This window comes from Alistipes sp. UBA1686, from assembly GCF_002320215.1.
Taxonomy (GTDB): domain Bacteria; phylum Bacteroidota; class Bacteroidia; order Bacteroidales; family Rikenellaceae; genus Alistipes; species Alistipes onderdonkii.
Window position 1 is genome coordinate 119,024 of sequence record NZ_DCKA01000009.1, and the last position, 24,957, is coordinate 143,980.

The 24,957-nt window shown below is 56.6% G+C and carries 24 protein-coding genes and 1 tRNA gene; 19 read left to right on the plus strand and 6 right to left on the minus strand.

Going from position 1 to position 24,957, the window contains the following annotated elements; translation table 11 throughout:
* Positions 1-177 precede the first annotated feature (177 nt).
* On the plus strand, positions 178-1,086 hold the full coding sequence (locus tag B3C38_RS02805; RefSeq protein WP_141404890.1) for a restriction endonuclease: 909 nt from the start codon (positions 178-180) through the stop codon (positions 1,084-1,086).
* A 145-nt stretch (positions 1,087-1,231) separates the two neighbouring features.
* Here the strand turns inward: B3C38_RS02805 and B3C38_RS02810 are convergent, their stop codons facing one another.
* A complete protein-coding gene (locus B3C38_RS02810) occupies positions 1,232-3,274 on the minus strand; it encodes a DEAD/DEAH box helicase (protein ID WP_286725146.1) in 2,043 nt (680 codons plus the stop codon).
* A gap of 185 nt (positions 3,275-3,459) precedes the next feature.
* On the opposite strand from B3C38_RS02810, the gene B3C38_RS02815 reads away from it, so the two are divergent.
* A complete protein-coding gene (locus B3C38_RS02815; RefSeq protein WP_256166557.1) occupies positions 3,460-4,329 on the plus strand; it encodes an enoyl-ACP reductase FabI in 870 nt (289 codons plus the stop codon).
* 84 nt (positions 4,330-4,413) lie between these two features.
* Here the strand turns inward: B3C38_RS02815 and B3C38_RS02820 are convergent, their stop codons facing one another.
* Genes B3C38_RS02820 through B3C38_RS02835 form a run of 4 tightly spaced genes read right to left on the minus strand, consistent with a single transcriptional unit; the run spans position 4,414 to position 8,222 of the window.
* The gene (locus B3C38_RS02820) at positions 4,414-5,250 is read right to left on the minus strand and encodes a hypothetical protein (RefSeq protein WP_117508040.1); all 837 of its coding nucleotides are present in this window, start codon (positions 5,248-5,250) and stop codon (positions 4,414-4,416) included.
* Between the two features lie 20 nt (positions 5,251-5,270).
* Positions 5,271-6,422: a cytochrome d ubiquinol oxidase subunit II gene (locus B3C38_RS02825; RefSeq protein ID WP_276793702.1), complete on the minus strand. Its 1,152-nt coding sequence runs from the start codon at positions 6,420-6,422 to the stop codon at positions 5,271-5,273.
* Positions 6,423-6,428: 6 nt separating this feature from the next.
* Complete coding sequence (locus B3C38_RS02830) at positions 6,429-8,000, minus strand: cytochrome ubiquinol oxidase subunit I (RefSeq protein ID WP_117508044.1); 1,572 nt, start codon at positions 7,998-8,000, stop codon at positions 6,429-6,431.
* A gap of 9 nt (positions 8,001-8,009) precedes the next feature.
* Positions 8,010-8,222, minus strand: coding sequence for a DUF4492 domain-containing protein (locus B3C38_RS02835; RefSeq protein ID WP_018696693.1), 213 nt, complete (start codon positions 8,220-8,222; stop codon positions 8,010-8,012).
* A gap of 178 nt (positions 8,223-8,400) precedes the next feature.
* Here B3C38_RS02835 and B3C38_RS02840 point away from each other — a divergent pair, with 178 nt between their 5' ends.
* From B3C38_RS02840 to B3C38_RS02860, 5 genes are all read left to right on the plus strand, one after another.
* A complete protein-coding gene (locus B3C38_RS02840; RefSeq protein ID WP_055203911.1) occupies positions 8,401-9,861 on the plus strand; it encodes a Na+/H+ antiporter NhaC family protein in 1,461 nt (486 codons plus the stop codon).
* Between the two features lie 13 nt (positions 9,862-9,874).
* On the plus strand, positions 9,875-10,525 hold the full coding sequence (locus B3C38_RS02845) for an HAD family hydrolase (RefSeq protein ID WP_055204002.1): 651 nt from the start codon (positions 9,875-9,877) through the stop codon (positions 10,523-10,525).
* A 135-nt stretch (positions 10,526-10,660) separates the two neighbouring features.
* The gene (locus B3C38_RS02850) at positions 10,661-11,266 is read left to right on the plus strand and encodes a TetR/AcrR family transcriptional regulator (protein ID WP_022333486.1); all 606 of its coding nucleotides are present in this window, start codon (positions 10,661-10,663) and stop codon (positions 11,264-11,266) included.
* Positions 11,267-11,347: 81 nt separating this feature from the next.
* The gene (locus B3C38_RS02855; RefSeq protein WP_286725154.1) at positions 11,348-12,067 is read left to right on the plus strand and encodes a hypothetical protein; all 720 of its coding nucleotides are present in this window, start codon (positions 11,348-11,350) and stop codon (positions 12,065-12,067) included.
* Positions 12,064-12,603 (plus strand): hypothetical protein, encoded by a 540-nt coding sequence (locus B3C38_RS02860; protein WP_286725156.1) that lies wholly within the window; start codon positions 12,064-12,066, stop codon positions 12,601-12,603. Before B3C38_RS02855 ends, B3C38_RS02860 begins: the two co-directional genes overlap by 4 nt.
* A 7-nt stretch (positions 12,604-12,610) precedes the next feature.
* On the opposite strand, the gene B3C38_RS02865 is transcribed toward B3C38_RS02860, so the two are convergent.
* Positions 12,611-13,744, minus strand: coding sequence for a sigma-54-dependent transcriptional regulator (locus B3C38_RS02865; protein WP_286725157.1), 1,134 nt, complete (start codon positions 13,742-13,744; stop codon positions 12,611-12,613).
* A 193-nt stretch (positions 13,745-13,937) separates the two neighbouring features.
* On the opposite strand from B3C38_RS02865, the gene B3C38_RS02870 reads away from it, so the two are divergent.
* The 12 genes from B3C38_RS02870 to B3C38_RS02925 all read left to right on the plus strand — a co-directional run bounded on the left by B3C38_RS02870 (position 13,938) and on the right by B3C38_RS02925 (position 24,821).
* A complete protein-coding gene (locus B3C38_RS02870; protein WP_022333490.1) occupies positions 13,938-14,624 on the plus strand; it encodes a DUF4290 domain-containing protein in 687 nt (228 codons plus the stop codon).
* A gap of 62 nt (positions 14,625-14,686) precedes the next feature.
* Entirely contained in the window at positions 14,687-15,829 is a 1,143-nt protein-coding gene (locus tag B3C38_RS02875; protein WP_286725162.1) for a TlpA disulfide reductase family protein, read from the plus strand.
* Complete coding sequence (locus tag B3C38_RS02880; protein ID WP_286725163.1) at positions 15,829-16,566, plus strand: UDP-2,3-diacylglucosamine diphosphatase; 738 nt, start codon at positions 15,829-15,831, stop codon at positions 16,564-16,566. Before B3C38_RS02875 ends, B3C38_RS02880 begins: the two co-directional genes overlap by 1 nt.
* Positions 16,563-17,462: a thymidylate synthase gene (thyA, locus tag B3C38_RS02885; RefSeq protein ID WP_286725166.1), complete on the plus strand. Its 900-nt coding sequence runs from the start codon at positions 16,563-16,565 to the stop codon at positions 17,460-17,462. Before B3C38_RS02880 ends, thyA begins: the two co-directional genes overlap by 4 nt.
* A 76-nt stretch (positions 17,463-17,538) precedes the next feature.
* Positions 17,539-18,024 carry a dihydrofolate reductase gene (locus B3C38_RS02890; RefSeq protein WP_022333493.1) on the plus strand — a complete coding sequence of 162 codons (486 nt, stop codon included), beginning with the start codon at positions 17,539-17,541 and terminating at the stop codon, positions 18,022-18,024.
* Positions 18,025-18,127: 103 nt separating this feature from the next.
* Positions 18,128-18,826 carry a 4Fe-4S dicluster domain-containing protein gene (locus B3C38_RS02895; RefSeq protein ID WP_286725169.1) on the plus strand — a complete coding sequence of 233 codons (699 nt, stop codon included), beginning with the start codon at positions 18,128-18,130 and terminating at the stop codon, positions 18,824-18,826.
* Between the two features lie 2 nt (positions 18,827-18,828).
* Positions 18,829-19,917, plus strand: coding sequence for a heterodisulfide reductase-related iron-sulfur binding cluster (locus B3C38_RS02900; protein WP_022333495.1), 1,089 nt, complete (start codon positions 18,829-18,831; stop codon positions 19,915-19,917).
* On the plus strand, positions 19,917-20,921 hold the full coding sequence (locus B3C38_RS02905) for an FAD-dependent oxidoreductase (RefSeq protein WP_018696668.1): 1,005 nt from the start codon (positions 19,917-19,919) through the stop codon (positions 20,919-20,921). The genes B3C38_RS02900 and B3C38_RS02905 overlap by 1 nt, the downstream gene beginning before the upstream one ends.
* 3 nt (positions 20,922-20,924) lie before the next feature.
* Positions 20,925-21,260 (plus strand): 4Fe-4S dicluster domain-containing protein, encoded by a 336-nt coding sequence (locus B3C38_RS02910; protein WP_018696667.1) that lies wholly within the window; start codon positions 20,925-20,927, stop codon positions 21,258-21,260.
* Between the two features lie 2 nt (positions 21,261-21,262).
* Positions 21,263-23,044 (plus strand): (Fe-S)-binding protein, encoded by a 1,782-nt coding sequence (locus B3C38_RS02915; RefSeq protein WP_055202367.1) that lies wholly within the window; start codon positions 21,263-21,265, stop codon positions 23,042-23,044.
* Positions 23,045-23,304: 260 nt separating this feature from the next.
* Positions 23,305-23,380: transfer RNA gene (locus tag B3C38_RS02920), tRNA-Met, on the plus strand.
* Between the two features lie 229 nt (positions 23,381-23,609).
* Positions 23,610-24,821 (plus strand): site-specific integrase, encoded by a 1,212-nt coding sequence (locus B3C38_RS02925; RefSeq protein ID WP_256166208.1) that lies wholly within the window; start codon positions 23,610-23,612, stop codon positions 24,819-24,821.
* The last annotated feature ends 136 nt before the right edge of the window (positions 24,822-24,957 follow it).

A 24,957-nucleotide genomic window follows, 5' to 3' on the forward strand; every position in this document is an offset into this window, starting at 1 on the left:
GCGCATACTTTTTTCGTGGTTTCCCGTATTGAGAATCCAGTGAAAAGGTTTTTTGAAAATAATGTTCGCAGGAGCAAAGATATAAAAAAAATGATAAATCGTAAAATGTAAATAACTTCTTGCATTTTAGATTGATGGAATATTAGATTTTATATATTTTTGTCAAAAGATTTTCTAATGGCTAATTCTCATAAAATATCCGGTTCTGCATTAATAGCCCTCAAAGAGGCATTAACTAATATTTATTGGATAAAAAACGATCTTAAAATGTTTGTTAATCATACAATCAATAATAAATCGTTTGTATCTACTTTAGACATGACCAAATATAAACGAGAAATAGCAAATGACATTGTAAATAGAATGTCAAATCGATTGGACATATATGAAGAAGATTTGTTATTATTACTTAAAGCAGTATCCGATATGTCTGATTTTTCGCATTTAAAGAAATGGGAAGACGCAGATAAAAAGATAAAAAAAGCCCAGGAAAGTGTTGAAGCGCTAAGACTACATACAAAAGGTTATTTTGCTATTATTGAAGAACAAAAGGAAGCAGAAACCCGGAAGATAACATACCAAAATAAAATACAGAAAGCTCAATTTTTTCAATCAGAATTAGAAAAATTAAAAATAGACTTTAATCGAATGTCTGCGTCATCGGCAAGTCCACAAAAACGCGGATATGAATTTGAACAATTCCTGAACTCCTTATTTAATTTATTTGATTTAGACCCGAAATGTTCCTATAAAATTAGTGGAGAGCAAATTGACGGTGCGTTTACTCATGATAACCAAGATTATCTAATTGAGGCAAAATGGGAGGCTAAAGCCATGCCAAAATCAGCATTGCATGCGTTTAGTGGTAAAGTTAAAGATAAATTAACAACAACACTTGGCTTGTTTATATCTATTTCAGGGTTTGCAGACGAATGTATAAGAAGAGAAAACTCAAATATAATCCTGATGGATTATCAAGATATAATTATGGTAATAGAGAATAGGATAGACTTAAAGCAGTTAATCTATCTTAAAAGACAACATGCATCGCAAACAGGTATTATACTTTATCATCCAGCATGTTAAGACCTACTTTCTTATCTAAATCAAAAGGGATAGAGCGAAATTTGCCCCGTTGTAATAGGCTATTAAACAGGCTAAGAGAGATTGAGAATAAAAAAGACCCAAAACCGGGTCTTTTTTATTGCGATTATTTCAATTCTATTGTTTCCTATTTCCGTTTCCTGCCTTTGGCGGCAACCCGCTGGGCGGCTGTGACTGTCTTTTTCGGGGTCTTGCGTACGCTTTTGGTCGCTTTGCCCTTGCCTTTGCCATTCTCGTCGCGTCCCCATGCCGTGCCTTCGTCGAATTTCATAAATGCCGACCAGTCGAAACCTTCGTTCGACATCTTGCTGAAATCGGGGATGTCCGGGTGGGGTGGGGTCTTGGTTTTCAGCTTCCGGCGCGGCGATGACGTTGGGTCATATGCCGTTTGGTCGTGTGAGGGTTCTGCGTGTACCGTTTCGTCGTGGGCGGGCGCCGGGTCGTACGCCGTCGGGGTTGCCGGGACGGGCGTTGCCGGCTTCACGTTCCGCGTCGGCTTTTTCGGTGCCGGGGCGTATGTCTGCCCGGCGGTCTGGTAATCCTCGGTTTTTGTGCGGCGGGGCTTGCGAACCGGGGCTTCCTGCGCCCCGTTTTCCCCGTCGCGGGCGATCTCGGCCATCGGCCGGCGGCCGCGGTTCAGCCGGTTGAGTTTGCGGACGACCTCCTCGGCATCGCGGAACGGGACGCTCACGAACGAGAAGTTGTCCGAAATCTGGACGTCGTTGATATATTTGTCGCGCAGGCCGCATTTGAATTTGAGCATGTCGACCAGCTTGCGTGCCGTGTAGCCGTCGCGTTTGCCCACGGCCAGGAACAGCCGCGCCGTACCCTTGCGGTCGACCGAGAAGGAGCGTATTTCGGGGTAGTTGTTCTGGTCGAGTTCGCTGCGGAACGCCAGGCGCAGCAGCGCACCCAGGGCTATGTCGGGGGTGTATTCGGCGAGCAACTCTTCGGCGAATTCCTTGTACCCGTCGTAGCTTTCGTTTTCGACGATCTCCTGCATCTCCTCCTTGATCTTCAGCCGTTTCATCTCTACGATGTCCTGCGGCGAGGGGAGGGTTTCGCGTTTGATCTCGACCTTGATGTCGCGCATCAGGTTATTCAGGCCGCGGAACTCCGAGGGCGAGACGAACGTGATGGCCGTTCCCTGCTTGCCGGCGCGGCCCGTGCGGCCGATGCGGTGCACGTAGCTCTCCGAGTCCTGCGGCAGCGAGTAGTTGATGACGTGGGTCAGGTTGCCCACGTCGATGCCCCGGGCGGCCACGTCGGTAGCCACCAGGATATTGATCGTGCGGTCGCGGAATTTGCGGAGTATCTTCTCGCGCTGCGCCTGCGACACGTCGCCGTGCAGCACTTCGGCTGCGTAGCCGCGCGCCGTCAGGCGCGAGGCGGTTTCGTCGGCGCCGATCTTGGTGCGGGCGAAGATGATGCCGTAGAATTCGGGTTCGACGTCGATGATGCGGGTCAGGGCGTCGAACTTGTCGGCCTCGCGTACCTCGAAATAGATTTGTTCCGTGAGGTCGGCCGTGATCTGCTTGTGTTCCACGCGCACGATCTCCGTGTCGCGCATGTAGGTTTTCGAAAGCCGGATGATGCGTTCGGGCATCGTCGCCGAGAAGAGCAGCACGCGCCGCTCGTCGCTGGTGTGGCTCATGATCTCTTCGACGTCCTCGACGAAGCCCATGTTGAGCATCTCGTCGGCTTCGTCGAGCACGAGGTAACGGACGTTTTCCAGTTTCATCGTGCCGCGGCGGATGTGGTCGAGCACGCGCCCCGGTGTCCCGACGACGATGTCGATGCCTTTGGCAAGGCGACGCAGCTGTTCGCTCATCGCCGCACCGCCGTAGATGGCCGTGATCGAGAGTCGTTTTTCGCGGTTGTAGGAGAGCAGTTCTTCGGCCGCCTGGAGTGCGAGTTCGCGTGTCGGTACGAGGATGATGGCCTGTATCGGCCCGCGGGCGGGTTCGAGGGTCTGGAGTATCGGCAGTCCGTAGGCTGCGGTTTTGCCCGTGCCGGTCTGCGATTGCGCGATGATGTCGTTGGGTTTTGTGAGCAGGTGGGGGATGGTGAGCTTCTGGATTGCGGTGGGCGTCTCGAATCCCTTGGCGCGGACTGCGGCGAGCATCTGCTCGGAAAGCCCCAGGGCGCTGAAATCGTCTGTAATGGTCATGTGCATGTTTTATTCGGCACAAAGGTACGATAAAAAGCCGAAAAATGTGTAAAACGTGAAAAAACCGTGATTTACAACCCGCGTTTTGGTTCGGGGACATGCCGTTTGCCGCGGTTTGCAGGGACAGCGGTTCGCCCGTTTCAAATATTTTTGTTATATTTGCCCGAATTTTTAATCTAAATAGGATGGCATACAATTTATTGAAAGGCAAGAAGGGCCTTATTTTCGGAGCACTCAACGAGCAGTCGATCGCATGGAAAGTGGCGGAACGCGCCGTTGAAGAAGGGGCCGAAATCGTCCTTACGAATACTGCCGTATCTATTCGCATGGGTACAATCGGCCAGCTGGCTGAAAAATGCAATACGATCGTCGTCCCGGCCGACGCTACGAGCGTCGAAGACCTGGAAAACCTAATCGACAAGACGATGGAACATTTCGGGGGCAAGTTCGACTTCATGCTCCACTCGATCGGCATGTCGCCCAACGTCCGCAAGGGGCGCACCTACGACGACCTGGATTACGATTACCTCTCCAAGACGCTCGACATTTCGGCGATCTCGTTCCACAAGGCGATCCAGGTGGCCCGCAAGAAGGACGCCATCAACGACTGGGGGTCGATCGTGGCGCTCTCGTATATCGCGGCACAGCGTACGCTCTACGGTTATAACGACATGGCCGATGCCAAGGCGTTGCTGGAGTCGATCGCCCGCAGTTTCGGGTATATCTACGGCCGTGAGAAGCACGTGCGCATCAACACCGTGTCGCAGTCGCCGACGCCGACCACGGCCGGAAGCGGCGTGCTGGGGATGGGCGACCTGATGAATTTCGCCGAGAACATGTCGCCGCTGGGCAATGCCTCGGCTACCGACTGCGCGGACTATGTGCTGACGCTTTTCTCGGATCTTACGCGCAAAGTGACGATGCAGAACCTCTACCATGACGGCGGTTTCGCGTCGATGGGTATGAGCCGCCGCGCCATGAAGACCTACGAAAAGGGGATGCGTTTCGAGGACGTGCACCAGAACCAGTACCCGTTCGGCGAGAACGCGGAATAGCTGGCGGAGATGCTTGAATAAAAGGGAAAGCCTGAAAAGGCTTTCCCTTTTATCAATATGTGGGAAATCATTGTTCGTGCCGGTTTAAAATATATCTCCCGTGCTGTTGGCGTACTGGATGATCTCGAAATTGTGTACGGCTTGCGCCGGAGCCGCGAAATAGTCGCTTTCGCCCGAAAGCCGGTAGACGCCCCTTTGGATGTCGACGGCCTCGATATGCAGCGAGTCGTACTTGTAGGAGTGCAGCGAATCGGCCCTGTGGTAGTGGAGCAATATGCCGCCCTGGGGAAGCATTGTTGCCGTCCTGATTTTCCGGGGATAGGGCCCGTCCATATAGAGATCTGTTTTGACGCTGTCAGCAATGTGGAACGAAATGTGCCATGACCAGTCGTCATCGAGGTAATAATCACCCTTGTATTCCTTCAGATTGACCCAATAGCCGTTGAAATTCCGGATTTCCGGGGCGATGTATTCAGATTTTACAGAGTCGGGCAGCATCTGGTCATAAAAATCGCGATAGCTTGGGTCGTTTAAATAAGACATGTAGACCGAATCGAGGTAACGGCTCTCGAAGAACCTGTGGGCGGGACTGTTCCGGTTGTGGGTGATAAACCGGTATTCGCGGTAGAGTTCCTTTCCTTCCGCCTTGCGGTAATGAGTTTCGATAACGGTTATCGAGTCGGCCGGGTTGAAGTTGGAAAATTCGGAGAAGAACAGTTTGCCGCCGAGCTGGCGGCGAACCGTATCTTCTACCGAGACGGGGCAGGTCTGCCGGCCTGCGTCTTTTGCCGTGGCGGGGCGGTCTGTCGGTTGCGGACTTTGGGCTGCCGGGGGCGTGGCCTGCAGTTCTGCAGTTGCTTTTCCCGGACGGGAACCGCAACTGCAGAATACAAGCGGGAGTAATATTATACTATATTTCATACGGTCGGAGGCAGTCGGTATTAGTATTGGTGGTCGTCCCCGCGGATCTCTTCGCGGGTGATCGGCTTGCGGTTCATCGCCCGCCATGCGTACCAGATGTAGGCTGCGACGAAGGGGATCAGCAGCGAGACGATCGACATCACCTTGAGCGTGAAGAGGCTCGACGAGGAGTTGTAAATCGTCAGCGACGACTGCATGTCGGCCAGCGACGGGTAATAGGCCGTTTCGTTCCATCCGGCGCAGAGCAGCAGCGCCAGTACCGTCAGTACCGTACCCGCACCGCCGAACCAGATGGCGTTGCGCCGGCCGCGCCAGCCCAGTCCGATGCTCCACAGTACCGCCACCACGCCGAGGAGCAGCACCACGGCGAGGTAAGGCATCTCGATGAAGTTATGCAGGTACTTGTACGGCTCGATGGAGATCCGGCCTGCGGCATCGACCGCCCGGCCGTCGGCGAAGAGCAGCATGCCGAGCCACGCTACGAAGAAGAGCACGAAACAGACTGCTGCGGGGATCATCCGCTGGCGGGCACGTTCGAGGATGGTCTTGTCGTCGATGTTATTCATGAAATACTGGCAGGCCAGCGTTGCGGCGAGGAATGTCACGGCAATGCCCAGAAAGACGTTCGAGACATCCGTAAGCGCTTCCAGTCCGTGCCACGGGGTTGTCCACTGCGAGATCACCGTTGCGCTGCCGCTTCCGGCGCCGTTGGCCAGGTTGAGGCGGTCGACCGTAAAGTTCGCGCCCGTGAAAAGTGTTCCGACGGCCGTGCCCAGCAGCAGCGGGCCGGCGATGCCGTTGATCATCAGAAATACGTTGAATGTCTTTTCGCCGAAGACGTTGCCCGGTTTGCGGCGGTATTCGTAGGCCACGGCCTGGATGACGAAGACCAGCAGGATCGCCATCCATACATAGAACGCGCCGCCGAACGACGTGGAGTAGAACAACGGGAACGAGGCGAAGAATGCGCCGCCGAAGGTTACGAGCGTCGTGAAGGTGAATTCCCATTTGCGGCCCAGCGAGTTGACCAGCATGTTACGTTCCTCTTCGGTCTTGCCGATGTCGTAGAGCAGCCCCTGCCCGCCCTGTACGAAGAGCAGGAATACAAGCAGTGCCCCCAGCAGGGAGATAATCAGCCACCAATAGTGTTGCAAAAGTACCAGGGTATCCATAGTCGTTTACTGTTTTTCGTTTTCGGGCCCGATTTTGATCTGGCGGAACATGATGCTCAGCTCGGCGATCAGCAGCGCCGTGAAGAGCGCGAGGAAGATGAAGAAGGTGGCCGATACCGACCCGGGGCCGATCTTCGAGGCCGCGATGCCCACGGGCATCAGATCCTGGATGGCCCACGGCTGGCGTCCGACCTCGGCCAGCACCCAGCCGGCCTGCGAAGCGAGGTAGGCCAGCGGGATCGACCATACGGCGACCCGCAGCAACCATCGCTTGTCCGCCAGTTTGTCCTTGCGGTTGAGCCACCAGATGACGCCCAGCAGCAGGATGAAGAAGCACCCGGCACCGACCATCACGCGGAACGAGTAGAAGAGCAGCGGTACGTTGGGGACTACCTGCTGCGGAGTGTCGAGGTAGCCGTACCCGAAATAGGCGAAATATTCGCGCAGGAACTCCTCGCCTTCGGGCTTCGAGGGGTCGAACTTGGCGGTGATTTGGTCGATCGCCGCCTGGTCGCCGGCCTCGAGCGCCGCCCGGTAACGGGCCAGTTCACCCACGGCGACGCGGCCCCGCTCCATCTTCTCCGCGGCCGACATCACGCCGTATTTCTCGTTGCCGTTCACCAGGTCGTTGATGCCCGCCACATAGGCGTCTGCGTCGCGGAAGCTCATGATCGAGAGCAGTTTCGGGATGTCGATCTTGAAATAGAATGCGTCCTCGTTCGAAGTGCGTTCCGCCTCGGGCCTCACGATGCCGATGGCCGTCAGGGGCGCACCCTGCTGCCCGTCGTAGAGCGCCTCCATGGCTGCGAGTTTCATCGGCTGCACGCGGGCGATGACGGCGCCCGACTTGTCGCCCGTCATCGCCGTGACGAGCGCGAATACGAAGCCGAAGGCCGAGGCAATGGCGATGCTCTTGCGGGCCATTTTCTGTTCGCGGTGCCGGAGCAGATACCAGGCGCTGACGCCCACGACGAACAGTGCCGCCAGCACGAACGACGAGGTGATGGTGTGGAAGAACTTGTTCATCGCCACGGGCGAGAAGAGTACCTCCCAGAACGAGGTCATTTCGTTGCGTACGGTTTCGAGGTTGAACGTACATCCCACGGGGTGCTGCATCCAGGCGTTGGCGACCAGGATCCACAGTGCCGAGAGGTTCGCGCCGATGGCCGTGAGCCATGTCGCCGTGAGGTGGAAGCCTTTCGAGACCTTGTTCCAGCCGAAGAACATGATGGCGATGAAGGTGCTCTCCATGAAGAAGGCCATGATGCCTTCGACGGCCAGCGGGGCACCGAAGATGTCGCCCACGAAATGCGAGTAGTTCGACCAGTTGGTGCCGAACTCGAATTCGAGGATGATGCCCGTTGCCACGCCGATGGCGAAGTTGATGCCGAACAGGCGCATCCAGAATTTGGTCGTGCGCTTCCAGAACTCATCACCCGTGCGGACGTAAAGGGTCTCCATGATGGCGATGATGAACCCCAGCCCCAGCGTGAGCGGGACGAAAAGCCAGTGGTAAATGGCCGTCATGGCGAATTGCGCACGCGACCAGTCGACTGTTTGTAGATAATCAGATAACATAAGCGATGGTTATTTGTCGGGGGTTAGTTCTTTCATGACCGAACGGCTGCGCTCTTCGGGGCTCTGCCCGGCCAGGAAATCGGGAAAAAAGAATACCTTGAGGATTGCGAACAGGATGAACAGCTTGACCAGGATGATGGCCCACAGGGTTTTGCCTACTGTCATGCTCCGGAACCCGTCGAGGTAGAACCGGAAGATCTTTTTGATTGTTTGTGCCGCCATATCCGTCGCTATCTTTTACCAAAAATAGATAAAATTTCGGAAATAAAAAACAATGCGCCCGGAAAAGTTGCACGCGCATATCTTCCGGCCGGAAATGGTTATCCCCGGTGCCGGGCGTGCGGATATGTGGTAAGTTTTTCGTATTTTTGCCGTCCGTATGGTTAATGGGAATCCGGAAATGAAAGAATATGCGGCCAAACAGCCTTCGCCGTGGGTGTCGGTGTTGCCGCTGGCGGTGCTGACGCTGCTGCTTTACGTGGTCATCCGCTGTTTCGGCGGGGACGCGATCAACGGCGGCAGCCAGATCGCACTGTTGTCGGCCACGTCGGTCTGCGTCATGCTGGCCATCGGCATTTACCGCTGCAAGTGGGCGGTCTTGGAAGAGGCGATCATCGACAACATCCGGGCTTCGGCTTCGGCAATCATCATCCTGCTGCTGATCGGCGCCATAGCCGGGTCGTGGATGGTGAGCGGCGTGGTGCCGACGATGATCTATTACGGGCTGAAGATCCTGCACCCCTCGTTCTTCCTGGTTGCCTCGTGCGTCATCTGCGCGGGCGTTTCGCTGATGACCGGCAGTTCGTGGACGACGATCGCCACGATCGGCGTGGCGCTGATGGGCACCGGGCAGGCCATGGGTTTCCCCGAAGGGTGGATCGCGGGCGCGATCATCTCCGGCGCTTATTTCGGCGACAAGCTCTCGCTCCTGTCCGATACCACGGTGCTTGCCTCGTCGACCGTCGGGGTGCCGATTTTCACGCACATCCGTTACATGTTGTATACGACCGTCCCGTCGTTCGTCATCGCGCTGGCGGTTTTCGTCATCGCGGGGCTGACGCTCGACCATACGGGCGGCACGCATGCCGGGATGTATGCCGAGTCATTGCGCGGGACGTTCCGCATCACGCCCTGGTTGCTGGCGGTGCCCGTGGCGACGGGCGTGCTGATCGTGCGCAAACTCCCGGCCATCGTGACGCTCTTCTGCGCCGCGGTTTTCGCCTGCATAGCCATGCTGCTGGCGCAGCCCGAACTGGTGGCGAAGGTGGCCGGAGTCGGAGGGCTGGATTTCATGTCGGGGTTCAAGGGCGTGCTGATGAGCTGCTTCGGCCCGACGGCGATCCCTACCGGAAGCCCGCAGCTGGACGAGCTGGTTGCTACGCGCGGCATGGCGGGCATGCTCAATACCGTATGGCTCATCATCTGCGCCATGTGCTTCGGCGGCGTGATGACCGGCAGCGGGATGCTGGGGGCGCTGACCTCCGTTTTCCTGCGTTTCGTGCGCCGTGCCTTTTCGGCCGTGGCCTCGACCGTCGGCGCGGGCATCTTCTTCAACCTCTGCACCGCCGACCAGTATATCTCGATCATCCTTTCGGGGCGCCTTTTCCGGGAACTTTATGCGGAGCGGGGGCTCGAACCGCGGCTGTTGAGCCGCTCGGTCGAGGATTCGGCCACGGTCTGCTCCGTGCTGGTGCCGTGGAACTCGTGCGGCATGACGCAGGCCACCGTGCTGGGTGTTTCCACATTCGTCTACATGCCTTACTGTATTTTCAATATTGTCAGTCCCCTGATGTCGCTGATGGTGGCGGCCATCGGGTGGAAGATCAAAAGAGCCGCAGGTACTGCGGCGCATCCGCATTAATATGGAATATAAGATGGATACCGGACTTGTGATATTCGACCTCGACGGCACGCTGCTCAATACGATCGGCGACCTGGCTGTCGCATGCAATGCCGTGCTGGCCATGCGCGGCCTGCCGCAGCATACCTATGACGAATACTGCCATTTCGTGGGCAACGGCATCATGCGGCTCGTGGAGCGGGCGTTGCCCGAAGAGCTCCGCACGCCTTATACGGTCGCGGCCGTGCGCGCGGATTTCGTGAAATATTATACCGAGCATATCGACGTTTATACGAAACCCTACGAAGGAATTCCGGAACTGGTTGCGGAGATCGCGCGGCGAGGTATCCGTATCGCCGTGGCATCCAACAAGTTCCAGGCTGGAACGGAAAAACTGATCCGGTTGTTTTTCCCCGGTGTCGAATTCGCCGCGGTCTTCGGCCAGCGCGAGGGCGTGCCGCTCAAGCCCGACCCCGCGGTGGTGGGGGAGATACTTGCGCTTACGGGCGTGGCGAAGGAGCGGGTGCTCTATGTCGGCGACTCGGGCGTGGACATGCAGACAGCCGCGGCCGCCGGTGTTCGCTCGGTCGGGGTGACGTGGGGGTTTCGTGAGCGCACTGAGCTCGAGGAGGCCGGGGCGCGGCACATCGTCGACAATCCGGCCAAGATATTGGAGTTGTTATAGTCCGGGTGCCGCGGTTGTCCGGCAGTCCGGATCCTTTTGCGGATTCTTCTCAATTTATGCCGAATATGTGAATATTCCCAGAAAATTGCATGATTCCGGGAAAAAAGACATATATTTGTTCCCGAATAGTAACATATGGCGAAGAACAACAATACCGAGCGTGACCGGGATGTTACCGAACAGCGTATGCTGAAAGCGGTGGGCGAGATGATCCGCAGGGATGGTTTCGAGAAACTCGGGGTCAATGCCGTCGCGGCGCATTGCGGAGTCTCGAAAATACTTATCTACCGCTATTTCGGTTCGCTGGACGGACTGCTGGCCGCCTATATCCGGCAGCACGATTTCTGGATCAATTTTCCGCTCGACATTCCCGGCCGCGCGCATTTGCCCGAATTTCTGAAAAAGACGTTCCGCACGATGATCGGGCGTTTGCACGGCGACCCTACGCTTAGGCGCCTGTACCGCTGGGAGTTGTCCTCGAAGAACGAACTCGTGGCGGCGCTCCGCAGGCAGCGCGAGCAGGCCGGGCTGGAGTTGATCGCCCGGGTGTCGCGGAAAACCGGGCTGCCCGAGTCGGAGGTGGCCGTGCTGGCTACTTTCCTGACGGCTTCGGTGACCTACCTTGTGCTGTTGGAGGAATATTGCCCGGTTTACAACGGGATTCCGATCGGAGAGGCTGCCGGCTGGGAGCAGATCGTCCTCGGGATAGACCTGCTGATCGACAAGACTTTTAAGGAATGACCGGCCCGCGGCCCGGGAAAGAGTGTGTATTTTTTTTACAACAAATGTTACCAATAGGTAACAAAATGGAAACCAAAAACAATGAGAAAGATGGCAATGGCATGGATTTTACCGTTCGTATTGCTTGGTTCCTGCGATAAGAAGTTGGTCGAATACGAAAAGGGAAGCGTGGAAATTGTCGTGGAACGGGGCGACGCATGGCTGCATGATTTTCCCCTGTTCCTGGGGATTAAAAGGAAGAACCCGCCGCAGATCGCGGTCTGGATCGAAGATGCGCAGGGGCGCTACCTCTCCACGGTTTATGCGAGTTCCAAAATCGCCACCCAGTCCTGGCTGGCGGCGGGCGGAAACCGCCGCAGGGAGGCGCTGCCTCACTGGTGCCATAGCCGGGGCGTGCAATATGCCGACGGGCTTTACCTGCCGACGAAAAGCGAACCGCTGGCGGACGGCATATCGGGTGCCACGCCGCGCGGCAGTTTCGACCTGAAGCTCTCGCCCGGGGCGGGGCTCGATCGGTTCGTCGTAAAGGTCGAGGTGAACCATTCGACCGATTTCAACGAAACCTATCCTGAATCGGCCATGGAGGGGGAGCCCGCTTACTCGGGCGGGCGGCACGGGAGCGGCCAGCCGGCCGTGGTCTATGCCGCCGACGTCGACCTGTCGTCGGGCAGCGAGGAGTTCGAAGCCGTGCTGGTCGGCCACAGCAGTCCCGACGGAAGTTCGGGCGGGATAGACCCCGATATTTCGGGGCTCACTTCGGCGCTCCGGATCGTGGAACGCATTACGATCCGTGTACGATGAAGAGGCGATTCCGAGTATTGGCCGCGGCGCTGTGCGTGCTGCCTTTCCTTGCCGCCGAGGTGCCGGCGCAGGAGTTGCCCCGCTTTTCCTGTTCGGCGTCCGTAGGGACGGGTTTCGGCCTGACCCGTCCGTCGTCGGTGCCCGTCGTCTGGCGCGTGACGGGTCATTACAATGTGAGTCGCCGGTTTTCGGTCGGTGCCGGAACGGGGGGTTCCTGCTATGAAAAAACGCTCGTGCCGCTCTTTGCCGATGCGAAGTTCCTGCTTATGCGCCGCCGCAGCTTTACGCCCTATGCCGGGTGCGCCGCCGGATATGCTTTCGCACCGCGCAGGGATGCCAACGGGGGACTGCTGCTCAATCCCGAACTGGGGGTGCAGTATGCATTGCGTTGCGGTGTGCACCTGTTCTTCGCGGCAGGCTATGAGTTGCAGCGGCTGGAGCGGCTCCGGAAATACGAAGGCCGCTGGTTCTCCGCCGAATTTGCCGAGCAGCTCAGCCACGGCACCCTCCTGCTGAAGGTCGGGGTGCTGTTCTGAGCCTCGGTCAGCAGTAGGCCTTGACGTCGGCGGGGGTGATGCGCTCCTCGCTGAGTATGATGAGCCGCTCGATGACGTTGCGCAGTTCGCGGATATTGCCGCTCCAGGGCATCGTTTGCAGCTCGGCAAGCGCTTCGTCCTCGATGCGTTTTGCCGGGATGTGGTATTCGGCACAAATTGTGCGTATGAAATGGTCGACCAGCAGCGGGATGTCCTGCGCATGTTCGCGCAGCGCCGGGACGCGCACGACGACCACTCCGATGCGGTGGTAAAGGTCTTCGCGGAAATTGCCCTTCCGGATCTCCTCGCGCAGGTTCTTGTTCGTGGCGGCGATGACGCGTACGTTGACCTCGATGTCCTTGTCGCTGCCTACGCGGCTGATCCTGTTTTCCTGAAGCGCCCGCAACACCTTGGCCTGCGCCGCCAGCGACATGTCGCCGATCTCGTCCATGAACAGCGTGCCGCCGTCGGCCTGTTCGAACTTGCCCCTTCGCTGCTTGATGGCCGAGGTGAAGGCGCCGCGTTCGTGGCCGAAGAGTTCGCTTTCGATCAGTTCCGAGGGGATCGCCGCGCAGTTGACCTCGACGAACGGAGCCGCGGCGCGGTTGCTTTTGGCGTGCAGCCAGCGTGCGACCAGCTCTTTGCCGGTGCCGTTTTCGCCCGTGATCAGCACACGCGCTTCGCACGGCGCGACCTTGTCGATCAACAGGCGGACATGTTCGATCTGGGGCGAGGTGCCGATGATATGCTCCGTCTGCGCATTGTGCCCGCGGCGGGTGCGGCGTGCCGGGGCCGCCGCGGGGGCGGGCACGGGGGCCGGGTCGTCGATCGTGCGGTGGATGGACTGCAGCAGGCGGTTCATGTCGATGGGTTTGGTCAGATAGTCCTGGGCGCCGTTGCGTACGGCTTCCACGGCCGAGTCGATCGACGCCTCGGATGACAGCACGATGAACGGGACGCCCTTGTCGGGGATTTTGCACCCGGTGTCCGACAGGATGACGTCGAACGGGATTTTCTCGCACATGACGGAGGCCGCCTCTTCGTCTTCGGCGGCCTCCGTCGAGAAACCTTCGTATTCGAGCCGCTCGCGCAGCGTGTTTCGCATACTTTTTGATTGGTCTAAAATTAAAACCTTTGCCATAGCTTGTTTTTCCTGAAATTTTACCTACTTTTGTCCCAAAGTTATGACTTTCTGCGGTGTAAAACCAATCTTGTAGGGTCTTGCCGGATGGGGTGGAAAGTCGGAAAAAACGTCTTGAATCGGGTTACCGCAACGGGCTTGCCGGACGCTCCGGCGGACGGATTGAAACAGTGCGGAAGACCACAAATACAATATGAAAAAGAATTATAACTACACACGACGCAAGTTGTACCTGCCCGAGTATGGGCGTCATATCCAGGAGATGATCGACTCGTTGCAATTGATCGAAGACCGCCGCGAGCGCAACCGCCAGGCACGTGCCGTGATCGCCGTGATGGGCAACCTGAACCCCTTGCTGCGCGATACGGCCGACTTCACCCACAAACTGTGGGATCACCTTTTCATAATGTCTGATTTCCAACTCGATGTGGATTCCCCCTACCCGCAGCCTTCGCGTCAGGAGCTGACCATTACGCCGCGCCGCATGGCTTACACGCAGGGGCGTATCTCCTATAAGCATTACGGCAAGTATGTCGAGCGGATGATCGCCGGGCTTTCCGAGGAAAAAGACCGGCGTACCATGGCGCGCACGGTGGACAACCTGGCCCGCTACATGCGCACGAAGAGCTACGAGTACAACCAGGAGCATCCCAACAACGAAGTGATCGTAAAAGACATCAAACGCATGTCCGGCGGAGCGATCGAAATCGATGAAGTGGCATTAAATAATCTCCGAAGTGACTATAAACAGCACTTTACGGCACGTCCCCAGAAGGGGCCGCAGCAGCGTCAGCAGCAGCGCCCGCAGAAAAACCGCAACCAGCAGCACGGGCGCAATTTCTCGAAAAACAACGGCGCACACCGCAATTCGTCGAAATAAAAAGTGCGCATATCCGGAATTTTGCTATATTTGTAAGCATTTAACTGCGATAACAAGGATAAATGAATAAACAAACGCTTTTCGTGTCCCTGACCACGGCCGTCATGCTGTGCGCATGCCAGTCGTCGAAGGTGAAGATTTCGGGTCGCTTCGTAGGTAACGATGCCAAGGATGTTTATCTGGAGCAGGTATTGCCCCTGACGCAGTCGGTGATCGACTCCGCGGTGCTCGACAAGGACGGGAACTACCGTTTCGAGTTGAAGGGCGTGGCGAAGACCCCGTCGCTTTATAATATAATATATAACGGCGAACGCATTCCGCTGTTCCTCGCCGGCGGCGAGAAACTTTCCCTGAATTCGGTGGGGAGCGTTGTACGCAACTATACGGTCGAAGGTTCGAAGGAGTCGGAACTGCTGCGGCAGTTCTACCAGGCTTTCGTTTCGGGCGCGCAGCGGCTGGATAACATCGCCTCGCAGTTTGCCAAGGCAACGCTGTCCGAGGAAGACCGCCAGGCACTGGTAAAGGAGTACACGGTCGAATATTACCGTATCCGCCGCGAACAGTTGCGCTTCATCATCGAGAATAAAGCGTCGCTGGCGGCGGTCTATGCCCTTTACCAGCGGTTGCCCGGGGATACATACCTGTTCAACGGTGACAGCGACGTGGTTTATTACCGCACGGTGGCCGAGGCCATCGAACAGATTTATCCCGAATCGCCCTACCTGCAATCGCTCATGGGGGAGATCGCCCGCATGGACGCCCGCATCAGTCTGTCGTCCCAGATTACCGAGGCGGGGTATCCCGACCTCGAGCTGTCGGACATCTACGGCAAGAAGGTACGCCTCTCGTCGCTCGCGGGGAAAGTCGTGCTGCTCGATTTCTGGTCGGCCGAGCTGGGCAACAGCAATACGCTCAATGCCGAACTGAAGGAGGTCTATAAGAAATATGCCGACGCCCCGGTCGCATTCGAGGTCTACCAGGTTGCCATCGACACGTCGAAGCCCCTGTGGATTTCGGCTGTGCAGGAGCAGCAGCTTCCCTGGGTTTCGGTGAGCGACCTGCGCGGGCGCGCATCGTCGTCGCTGGGACTTTACAACGTGCAGAAACTTCCGGCCAATTTCCTGATCGACAAGGAGGGGAATATCGTCGGGAAGGATATTTACGGCAAGAGCCTCGAACAAAAACTCGATGAACTGACCCGTTGATGTACTATTTCGCATCGGATATCCACCTGGGCGCAGGCGGCGAGGCGTTTGCGCAGCAGACCGAACGGCGCTTCGTGCGCTGGCTCGACGATGCGGCGCAGGATGCGGAGGCGATTTTCCTGGTGGGCGACGTCTTCGACTTCTGGTTCGAATACCGGGGCGTGGTGCCCAAGGGCTTCGTGCGGACGCTCGGCAAGCTGGCCGAACTGACCGACCGGGGCATTCGGGTGGTATTCTTTACGGGAAACCACGACATGTGGGTCGGCGATTACCTCGCCCGCGAATGCGGCGTCGAGATCCATACCTCGCCGCAGCAATTCTGCTTGAACGGTAAAAACGTCTTCATCGCCCACGGCGACAACATGAACATCGACGGACAGCCCGTGCTCAAATTCCTCAATACGGTATTCCGCTCGCGGACGTTGCGCTGGCTCTTTTCGTGGCTGCTGCATCCCGACCTGGCGATGCGCTTCGGGCACTGGTGGAGCGGCAAGTCGCGCAAATCGCACGGTGCCGAGGAACTCGACGTCTCGCTTACCGAGCCGCTGATCGAATATGCCCGCCGGTATGCCGCCGAGCACGACGTCGACCACTTCGTCTTCGGGCACATGCATTTCCCGCGCGACTACCGCGAGCAGGGCCTGCATGTGATAAACCTGGGGTGCTGGGAGAAATACCCTTCGTGCGCCGTGCTGGACGCATCGGGCGGAATGACTTTAAAAATGCTGGAGAGATGAAACAATACCTCGACCTGCTGCGGCGGATCAAAGCCGAGGGCGTCGTCCGCGGCGACCGTACCGGCACCGGCACCAAAGGCGTCTTCGGACACCAGATGCGTTTCGACCTCTCCGAAGGCTTCCCGCTGCTGACGACCAAAAAAGTATTCCTGAAAGGCGTGATCCACGAATTGCTGTGGTTCCTGGCGGGCGATACCAATATCAAGTACCTCGTGGACAACGGCGTCCATATCTGGGACAACGATGCTTTCCGCTATTACAACGAACTCTGCGTGCGCCATGGTGTGCTGCCCGTCGACCGGGATACGTTCCTGCGTGCGGCACAGGACGGTGTCGAATCGCCTGTCGAAGGGTATCGGTTCGGCGACCTGAACCATGTGTACGGTTACCAGTGGCGCAGCTGGCCCAAGCCCGACGGCCGCTTCATCGACCAGATCGCGCAGGCGGTCGAACTGATACGGCACAATCCCGAGTCGCGGCGCATCATCGTCTCGGCCTGGAATGTCGCCGAGATCGGGGACATGGCATTGCCGCCGTGCCACGTGTTGTTCCAGTTCTACGTGGCCGGGGGGAGGCTCTCGTGCCAGTTGTACCAGCGCAGCGCCGACACGTTCCTGGGCGTGCCGTTCAATATCGCGTCGTATGCCCTGCTGACGCTGATGACGGCGCAGGTATGCGGCCTCGAACCCGGCGAGTTCGTCCATACGCTCGGCGACGCGCACCTCTACCTGAACCACATGGAACAGGCCGACGAGCAGTTGTCGCGCGAACCGCGGCCGCTGCCCGTGATGCGGCTGTACCCCGATGTGAAATCGCTCTTCGATTTCCGCTACGGGGATTTCACGCTCGAAGGCTACGATCCCTGGCCGGCGATCAAGGCGCCGATGTCGTTCTGAGCGCGCAATCCGTGCCCGCCGTATCTGCATCGTTATACCCGGCCGCGATGCCGCCGGACGTTAAAATTTGAAATTTATGGTTAGCATTATCGTTGCCGTGGCCGAAAACGGCGTGATCGGAGATAAGAATACGTTGCTCTGGCATATTTCGGAAGACCTGAAACATTTCAAGGCCGTCACGACGGGACACCCCGTGATCATGGGCCGCAAAACCTACGAATCGCTCGGGCGCCCGCTTCCGAACCGTACCAATGTGGTCATTACGCGCCAGCAGGTCGAAATCCCCGGCTGCAGGGTAGTTCATTCGCTCGGGGAGGCCGTCGCGCTGTTTCCCGGGGACGACGAGGTTTTCGTCATCGGCGGCGCGCAGATTTATGCGCAGGCCCTGCCTCTGGCCGACCGTTTCTACCTGACGCGCGTGTTCCGCGCATACGAAGGCGACACGCATTTCCCCGAGTGGGACGAAGCGCAGTGGCGGCTCCTGTCGTCCGAATCCTTCGCATCGGGTACGAACTACCCTTATCCTTTCGCCTTCGAGACCTACGAGCGCCGGCGAAATTAGGTATTTATACCACTGCACGGCTCGCCCGTATTCCCTACCTTTGCACTGCAAAGGTTTTTTTGTTGCATCCGGCGCGGTTTCGTGCCCGGTGAAAGGTGAGATTATGGGAAAATATTTCGATATGCTGATGGAGGACGTGCGGATGAAGGAGGGCCTTCAGTCGTGCATGAACTGCGGTGTCTGCACGGGCGTATGCCCCGCGGCCGAGTTCTACAACTACGACCCACGTCAGATCGTCAATACCGTGCAGACGCGCGACGACGATGCCATCGAGGAGTTGCTGAAAAGCGATACGATCTGGTATTGCGGCGAGTGCATGTCGTGCCGCCCGCGCTGTCCGCGCGGCAATACGCCGGGGTATGTGATTCAGGCGCTGCGCACATTGTCGCAGAAGCTGGGTTTCTTCGTCGAGAGCGAGAAGGGGCGCCAGCAGCTGGCCCTCAAGCGCATCATCGGCGAAAATATCCTCCGCACGGGCTACTGCATCGTACCGCGGTTGGTGAAGCCCGAGCTGCACCCCGAGCAGGGAACCGTGTGGCAGTGGATCTACGATAACGACAAGGAGGTCTACGGACAATTCACGCCCGTATACATGCGCCACGGCGCGGGGGCCCTGCGCCGTCTGGACGAGCAGTCGCTCGAGGAGATCAACAAAATCTTCGAAGTCAGCGGCGGCAAGGAGATGTTCGACTCCATCGAGGAGCATTCCGACCGCAAGGCCCGGGAACTGGGCTACGGGGAGGGCGCCGATCAGCAATACATGATGGATGTCTTCCTTCATAACAACAATGAACACTATTGATCATGATGAAGCGGGCAAGCTGGAAAGAATACCAGAAACAGATCGCCGAAGATAACTATTATTACGGCCGCAGCTGTATCCGGCAGAATTTTTTCCCGGGCAGCGAAAAATTGTTCATAGACATGCTGCACAACGACCTGGGCAAGGATCTGTTGGACGATCCCATGCATTCGTCGTGTACGGGTATCGGCTACCATTCGGATATCGTGCCGTTGGAAACCATCATGACGGTCGTGGCGCGGCAGTTCGCGCTGATGACCGAGGCGGGCTATGAGAATTTCGTGACCTCGTGCATCACTTCGTTCGGTGTCTATTCGGAGATACTGGCCACGTGGCACGAGTTCCCCGAGACCGAGGAAAAAGCCCGGGAAAACCTGTTTAAAGCCACGGGGCGCGAGTTCCGCAAGCCTGCGAGCCTGGCGCATACCTCGGACATCGTTTTCCATTTCCGCGAGCAGATCGCCGCACGCGCAAAGCATAAGCTGGTAAACGCCCAGACCGGGGAGCCGCTGCGCGTGGTGGAGCATATCGGTTGCCACTACGCCAAGATATTCCCCAAGTCGGGCATCGGCGGTTCGGAATTCCCCTATGTGCTGGCCGGCATGGTCGAGTCATGGGGCGGCGAATGCGTGGACTACCCCGAGCGGCGGCATTGCTGCGGGTTCGGGTTCCGCAACTACCTGGTGCAGGCCAACCGCGGCTATTCGATCGCCAATTCGCACAAGAAACTCGAAAGCATGGCGCCCTACAAACCCGATTTCATCGTGGCCAACTGCCCGGGGTGCGCGATGTTCCTCGACAAGTGGCAGTATGCGATCGCCGAAATGGAGGGTACGACCTACGGCGAGAACGGCCACGGCATTCCGGTGCTGACCTACGAGGAGATGGCCGGGCTGGTGCTGGGCTACGACCCGTGGGTGCTCGGAATGCAGATGCACCAGGTCGACGTCGAACCCTTGCTCGACAAGATGGGCGTCGAATACGACCCCGCGGCCAAATACCTCGGCCGCAACGGAAAATATATCGGTAAACCCGCGTCGGCCGTGGTCAATTGCTGCCCGACGGACACAATATACGACATCAGAGAATAATGAAGCGAGTTGCAGTCATAGGCGGCGGCGTAGCGGGCATGCAGACGGCCCTGCGCCTCGCAGAACAGGGCGTCGAGCCCGTAATCATCGAAAAGGAGGCCGAACTGGGCGGCAAGCTCCGGGGATGGCATGTGCTGTTTCCGTCGTTCACCCCGGCGTCGGAGATACTCACCGAACTGCGCCGCCGCATTGCCGAGCGCGGGATCGAGGTGATGACCCGTACCGAAGCCAGGGGGTTCAGCCGCGAAGGGGTTCAGCTCCCGGACGGGCGTATGCTGGCATGCGATTCGGTCGTGGTCTGCTCGGGCTTCACGCTTTTCGATGCCTCGATCAAGGAGGAATACGGCTACGGCATCTACGACAACGTCTTTACGACGGTCGACATTGAGCGGATGCTCAACGAGGGCCGTGTGGCGAAAGCCGACGGTTCGCGCCCCAGGCGCATCGCCTTCCTGCACTGCGTGGGCTCGCGCGACGAGAAGGTTTGCCAGCAGCATTGCTCGAAGGTATGCTGCATCACGGGGGTGAAGCAGGCCATGGAGATGCGGCAGATGTTTCCCGAGGCCGACGTGTTCAATTTTTACATGGATATCCGCATGTTCGGCCCCGGTTACGAGGAGATGTACCGCGAGGCACAGCAGAAATACAACATTCATTTCATCCGCGGGCGTATTTCGGAGGCGAGCCCGATGATCGACGGACGCGTACAGATCAAGGCCGAGGATACCCTCACGGGACGTCCGCTGCGCATGAGCGTCGACATGCTGATCCTGATCGTGGGCATGCGTGCCAACGACGACAACGCCGCTTTTGCCGAGGGGGCCGGGCTGAACCGTGCGCCGAGCGGCTTCATGGCGCCGCGCGACATGTTCCTCGGCAACGTGAAGAGCAATGTTGAGGGTATTTTCTATGCCGGGACGGTCACGGCGCCGAAGAATATCGGAGAGAGCCTGAACGAAGGGACGGCCGCCGCCGATGCTGCGGCCCGGTATGTAGGGGTTTAGCATATGGCAGCGATCAATTTCGGATATACCATCTCCAAGCCGCGGGCGATCGACATCGACCGCAACAACCTGCGCAAGAGCGACGAGATATTGCGCGAGATGCCCGAGTTGCAGGCCTGCATCGGCTGCGGCGCCTGCACGGCGGTCTGCACGGCGGGCAACCTTACGGAATTCAACTTCCGCAAGGTACATACGCTGGTGCGGCGCGGCGAATACCAGGGGGCTTACGAGGAGATGAACAAGTGCATGCTGTGCGGCAAATGTCGTCTGGTATGTCCGCGCGGGATCAATACGCGCGGTGTGGTGATGCTTATCAAACGTAAACTGGGGGACTTCTGACGATGACTTTTTTCGCACCATTCTGCATACCTTTCATGATCGGCGCCGCGGTGATGTTCATCGTGTTGCTGTGGAAGTGGGGCCTGTGGCTCTACCGTCTGCCGCTCGCCGACAAGAAACGGATTCTGTTCGGGCTGCCTACACGCCGTACCTTCTCGGCGATCGGGGAGGTCGTCGGCGAATCGCTGCTCCACCGCAGGATCTTCAGGGTCAACCCGCTGTTGGGCTACATGCACATGAGCCTGGCTTTCGGCTGGTTCCTGCTGATCGCCGTGGGGTGGATCGAGACCGTCGCCTACCTCGGGTTCCGCTATGTGCCGTTGCAGGGGCATGTCTTCTTCAAGTACTTTTCGACGGGGCTCCAGCATAAGCCCGTCTTCGATTTCCTGATGGATCTGTTGCTGCTGTTCGTTCTGTCGGGCGTTGCGCTGGCTTGGGGCAAGCGCTTTTTCTCGAAGAGGATGGGCATGCGCCGCACGACCAAACATGTGCCGGGCGACCGCATTGCGCTTTCGGCCCTGTGGTTCGTATTCCCGGCGCGCCTGATCGCCGAAAGCACGACCTGCGCCCTTTATGGCGGCGGGGGATTCCTCACCGGTTCGCTGGGCGGATGGATGGCTGCGCACATGAGCACCTTCGTGCTGATAAACCTCGAAAGCGTGGCGTGGTGGTTCTACTCCTCGTGTCTCGGTGTTTTCTTCGTGGCGCTGCCGTTCTCCCGTTACATGCACATCTTCACGGAGATACCCTTGATCTTCCTGCGCCACTACAAGCTCCGCTCGACCGAAAAGGAGGGGTCGTTCGACAACTTCCAGGTCGAGGCCTGCTCGCGCTGCGGCATTTGTATCGACCCCTGCCAGTTGCAGAGCGTGCTGGGCATCGACAACGTGCAGTCGGTCTATTTTCTGCGCGACCGGCGATATAAGATGCTGCGCCTGCAGGTGGCCGACAATTGCCTGATGTGCGGACGCTGCGCAGAGAAATGCCCGGTGGACATCGACCTCAATACGCTGCGCCTCAATTCCCGCGATACGATGCGCAATGTCCCCGACGAAAAGCGCTACGGTTATTTCAAAGGGTTAGACCGCTCGTCCGGCGAGGGGAAGGTGGGCTATTTCGCCGGGTGCATGACCCTCCTGACGCCCCGTACGATGTCGGCGATGGAAAAAGTATTCCAGGCCGCCGGCGAAGAGGTCTGGTGGGCCGACCGCGAAGGGGGCGTCTGCTGCGGACGCCCGTTGAAACTGGCCGGTGAGACGGATTCGGCGCGCAAGATGATGCGCTACAATACGGAGTTGTTCCGCAAGCACGGCATCACGACGCTCGTGACCTCGTGTCCGATCTGCCTCAAGGTTTTTCGTGAGGATTATGCGCTCGAAGGGGTCGAGGTGCTGCACCATTCGGAATATATCCTGCGTCTGATGAAGGCAGGCCGTCTCCATGTCGGGCACGGCTCGACGCGTTATACCTACCACGACCCCTGCGAATTGGGACGTGGCAGCGGGATTTACGACGATCCGCGTGCCGTGATCGGGGCTGTCGGGGAATTGCTCGAACCCGCGGAAACCCGCGAAAACGCCCCCTGCTGCGGCTCTTCGGTCGCCAATACGGCGATCTCCGACGGTCAGCAGGTGCAGATCGCAAAATCCGTGGCCGGGCAGTTGGAAGCTACCGGTGCCGAGGTGATCGTCACGGCCTGCCCGCTTTGCAAAAAAGCCATCGGGCGCGGTACGAAAGGGGAAGTCCGCGACCTGGCGGAGATTGTCGTAGCCAATATCCGCTGATTGGGAATGACGGTGTGTGTTGCGAATGGGATCTGCAGACGGTGTGTGCGTTTTCATCCGGCCCTGTTCCGGGTGGTAGGAAATCTGTGGAAAAATCAGCGTGGGGCTAACCTTCGAAAAATAATAAAATATTTTTTGCGGCTGATAGATAGTACGATAAGCGGTGTGCGGAGGGAACATGCGCAGAATTATTTGTAAAGTCCGAATATTTGTCTTATCTTTGCACACGCAAAAGCGATAGTACATCACTGAAGATATATCGCGGGATGGAGCAGTTGGCAGCTCGTCGGGCTCATAACCCGAAGGTCGGAGGTTCGAGTCCTCCTCCCGCTACCAAAGGGGCTAAACAGCAATGTTTGGCCCCTAATTTTATGCTCTGTAAAGTAGTTAAGTGTCTTATAATCAGTGAATAAGTAAAATTACTATATTTTAAAATATTTTAGTAATTAACCAAAATCGGGGCATTTTAGGGGTTCTTTGGAATACCGGGCAAAATCTGAAAATCTCGGTATTCCAGACTTGTAATGAAAAGTATTCCAGCAGGTTATAAAACAATCTGCTGACTATGGTTGAAATATTACGAATCACTTACTATCTCTATGAATTTAAGCGTACAAAGCAAGGAGAGGTACCTATCTATTGCAAGCTGACTACTGACGGGATTAACCGTCAGCAATTCTCTACCCGGTTGTATATCAGACCTGAAATTTGGGACAAAGACGCTCAATGTGTCCGTGGAACCTCGGAAGATGCCGTATTGATTAACCGTCGGTTACAGGACATCACCGTCGAGCTGAAAAGCATTGAGCGTAAATTATACGAAGCAGATGGAAATGTTTCACTCGATGAAATTTATTCTCTTTATAAGAATAAGACTGCCAATGAGCATACATTGTGTGGAATTTTCCGGGAACGTATAAAGCGGATGGAATCTCTCGTAGGCAAAGAATATTCACCTTCTACGTTGCAAAAATTCCGAGAGGTATTCGCCCACGTGGAGCGATATATCCAGAATTTATATAAGAGTACGGACATTCCGATACGCCGTGTGGATTATTTTTTCGTAAAGCAGTTCGAGGACACCCTATTATCTCAAGGACTGAAAGCGATTACTATAAATAAAATCATGCAGCGGCTGCGTCAGATGGTCGTATATGCGTTCAAGTGTAACTATATCCAACAAGACCCATTTGTTGAATATAGACCTTTAAAAGAGCGAAAACGGCTGGTATTCCTTACGCAGGAAGAATTGAAATTGTTGGAAGATTATCATTTTGCCCAACAACGGTTGGAAGAGGTGAAGAATATCTATCTTTTCTCCGTCTATACTGGATTGGCTTATCATGAAGCGCAAGCCCTGCAACCGAAACATATTGTCAAGGGTTTCGATGGGCGAAACTGGATTAATCTGGTACGTCAGAAAACAGACCGGGAGATTGCTGTTCCACTGCTTCCTCAGGCCGAAAAATTAATAATTTGGTTTGAAAGGTTTTGTAAGGTAAATGAGTATGTGCAACCGCGCATCTCTAATCAAAAGGTCAATTCCTATTTACGGGAAATAGCGGAGGTTGTGGGTATCGACAAAAAACTGACCCACCATACAGCCCGTAAAACCTTTGCAACGACGATTTTGCTCTATAACGATGTGCCTATTGAAGTTGTGAGCAAATTACTTGGTCACTCCGATATTTCAGTTACCCAGCGCTCCTATGCGCAGGTTCTAAATAAGAATATCAGCAATCATATCGGGCGGTTGGAAAAGGTGCTTGATATGTAATAAAAGTGCTGATAACCAGCAAAATAGTTGTTGAATTATTTGGAAATCTCGAATATTTTTCGTATATTGTTAATACAGTTAAAGACTTATAGTCAGGTCTTTACATTGCCCGATGCAATCGGAAGCAAGTTTAGTT

Coding starts and splice junctions, on each gene's coding strand:
- B3C38_RS02865 (WP_286725157.1), bottom strand. CDS start 13,744: ATGGCAAAGGTTTTAATTTTAGACCAATCAAAAAGTATGCGAAACACG.
- B3C38_RS02835 (WP_018696693.1), bottom strand. CDS start 8,222: ATGGCGGCACAAACAATCAAAAAGATCTTCCGGTTCTACCTCGACGGG.
- B3C38_RS02810 (WP_286725146.1), bottom strand. CDS start 3,274: ATGACCATTACAGACGATTTCAGCGCCCTGGGGCTTTCCGAGCAGATG.
- B3C38_RS02850 (WP_022333486.1), top strand. CDS start 10,661: ATGGCGAAGAACAACAATACCGAGCGTGACCGGGATGTTACCGAACAG.
- B3C38_RS02825 (WP_276793702.1), bottom strand. CDS start 6,422: ATGGATACCCTGGTACTTTTGCAACACTATTGGTGGCTGATTATCTCC.
- B3C38_RS02870 (WP_022333490.1), top strand. CDS start 13,938: ATGAAAAAGAATTATAACTACACACGACGCAAGTTGTACCTGCCCGAG.
- B3C38_RS02910 (WP_018696667.1), top strand. CDS start 20,925: ATGGCAGCGATCAATTTCGGATATACCATCTCCAAGCCGCGGGCGATC.
- B3C38_RS02915 (WP_055202367.1), top strand. CDS start 21,263: ATGACTTTTTTCGCACCATTCTGCATACCTTTCATGATCGGCGCCGCG.
- thyA (WP_286725166.1), top strand. CDS start 16,563: ATGAAACAATACCTCGACCTGCTGCGGCGGATCAAAGCCGAGGGCGTC.
- B3C38_RS02845 (WP_055204002.1), top strand. CDS start 9,875: ATGGATACCGGACTTGTGATATTCGACCTCGACGGCACGCTGCTCAAT.
- B3C38_RS02860 (WP_286725156.1), top strand. CDS start 12,064: ATGAAGAGGCGATTCCGAGTATTGGCCGCGGCGCTGTGCGTGCTGCCT.
- B3C38_RS02905 (WP_018696668.1), top strand. CDS start 19,917: ATGAAGCGAGTTGCAGTCATAGGCGGCGGCGTAGCGGGCATGCAGACG.
- B3C38_RS02895 (WP_286725169.1), top strand. CDS start 18,128: ATGGGAAAATATTTCGATATGCTGATGGAGGACGTGCGGATGAAGGAG.
- B3C38_RS02840 (WP_055203911.1), top strand. CDS start 8,401: ATGAAAGAATATGCGGCCAAACAGCCTTCGCCGTGGGTGTCGGTGTTG.
- B3C38_RS02925 (WP_256166208.1), top strand. CDS start 23,610: ATGGTTGAAATATTACGAATCACTTACTATCTCTATGAATTTAAGCGT.
- B3C38_RS02875 (WP_286725162.1), top strand. CDS start 14,687: ATGAATAAACAAACGCTTTTCGTGTCCCTGACCACGGCCGTCATGCTG.
- B3C38_RS02805 (WP_141404890.1), top strand. CDS start 178: ATGGCTAATTCTCATAAAATATCCGGTTCTGCATTAATAGCCCTCAAA.
- B3C38_RS02900 (WP_022333495.1), top strand. CDS start 18,829: ATGATGAAGCGGGCAAGCTGGAAAGAATACCAGAAACAGATCGCCGAA.
- B3C38_RS02830 (WP_117508044.1), bottom strand. CDS start 8,000: ATGTTATCTGATTATCTACAAACAGTCGACTGGTCGCGTGCGCAATTC.
- B3C38_RS02890 (WP_022333493.1), top strand. CDS start 17,539: ATGGTTAGCATTATCGTTGCCGTGGCCGAAAACGGCGTGATCGGAGAT.
- B3C38_RS02880 (WP_286725163.1), top strand. CDS start 15,829: ATGTACTATTTCGCATCGGATATCCACCTGGGCGCAGGCGGCGAGGCG.
- B3C38_RS02855 (WP_286725154.1), top strand. CDS start 11,348: ATGAGAAAGATGGCAATGGCATGGATTTTACCGTTCGTATTGCTTGGT.
- B3C38_RS02820 (WP_117508040.1), bottom strand. CDS start 5,250: ATGAAATATAGTATAATATTACTCCCGCTTGTATTCTGCAGTTGCGGT.
- B3C38_RS02815 (WP_256166557.1), top strand. CDS start 3,460: ATGGCATACAATTTATTGAAAGGCAAGAAGGGCCTTATTTTCGGAGCA.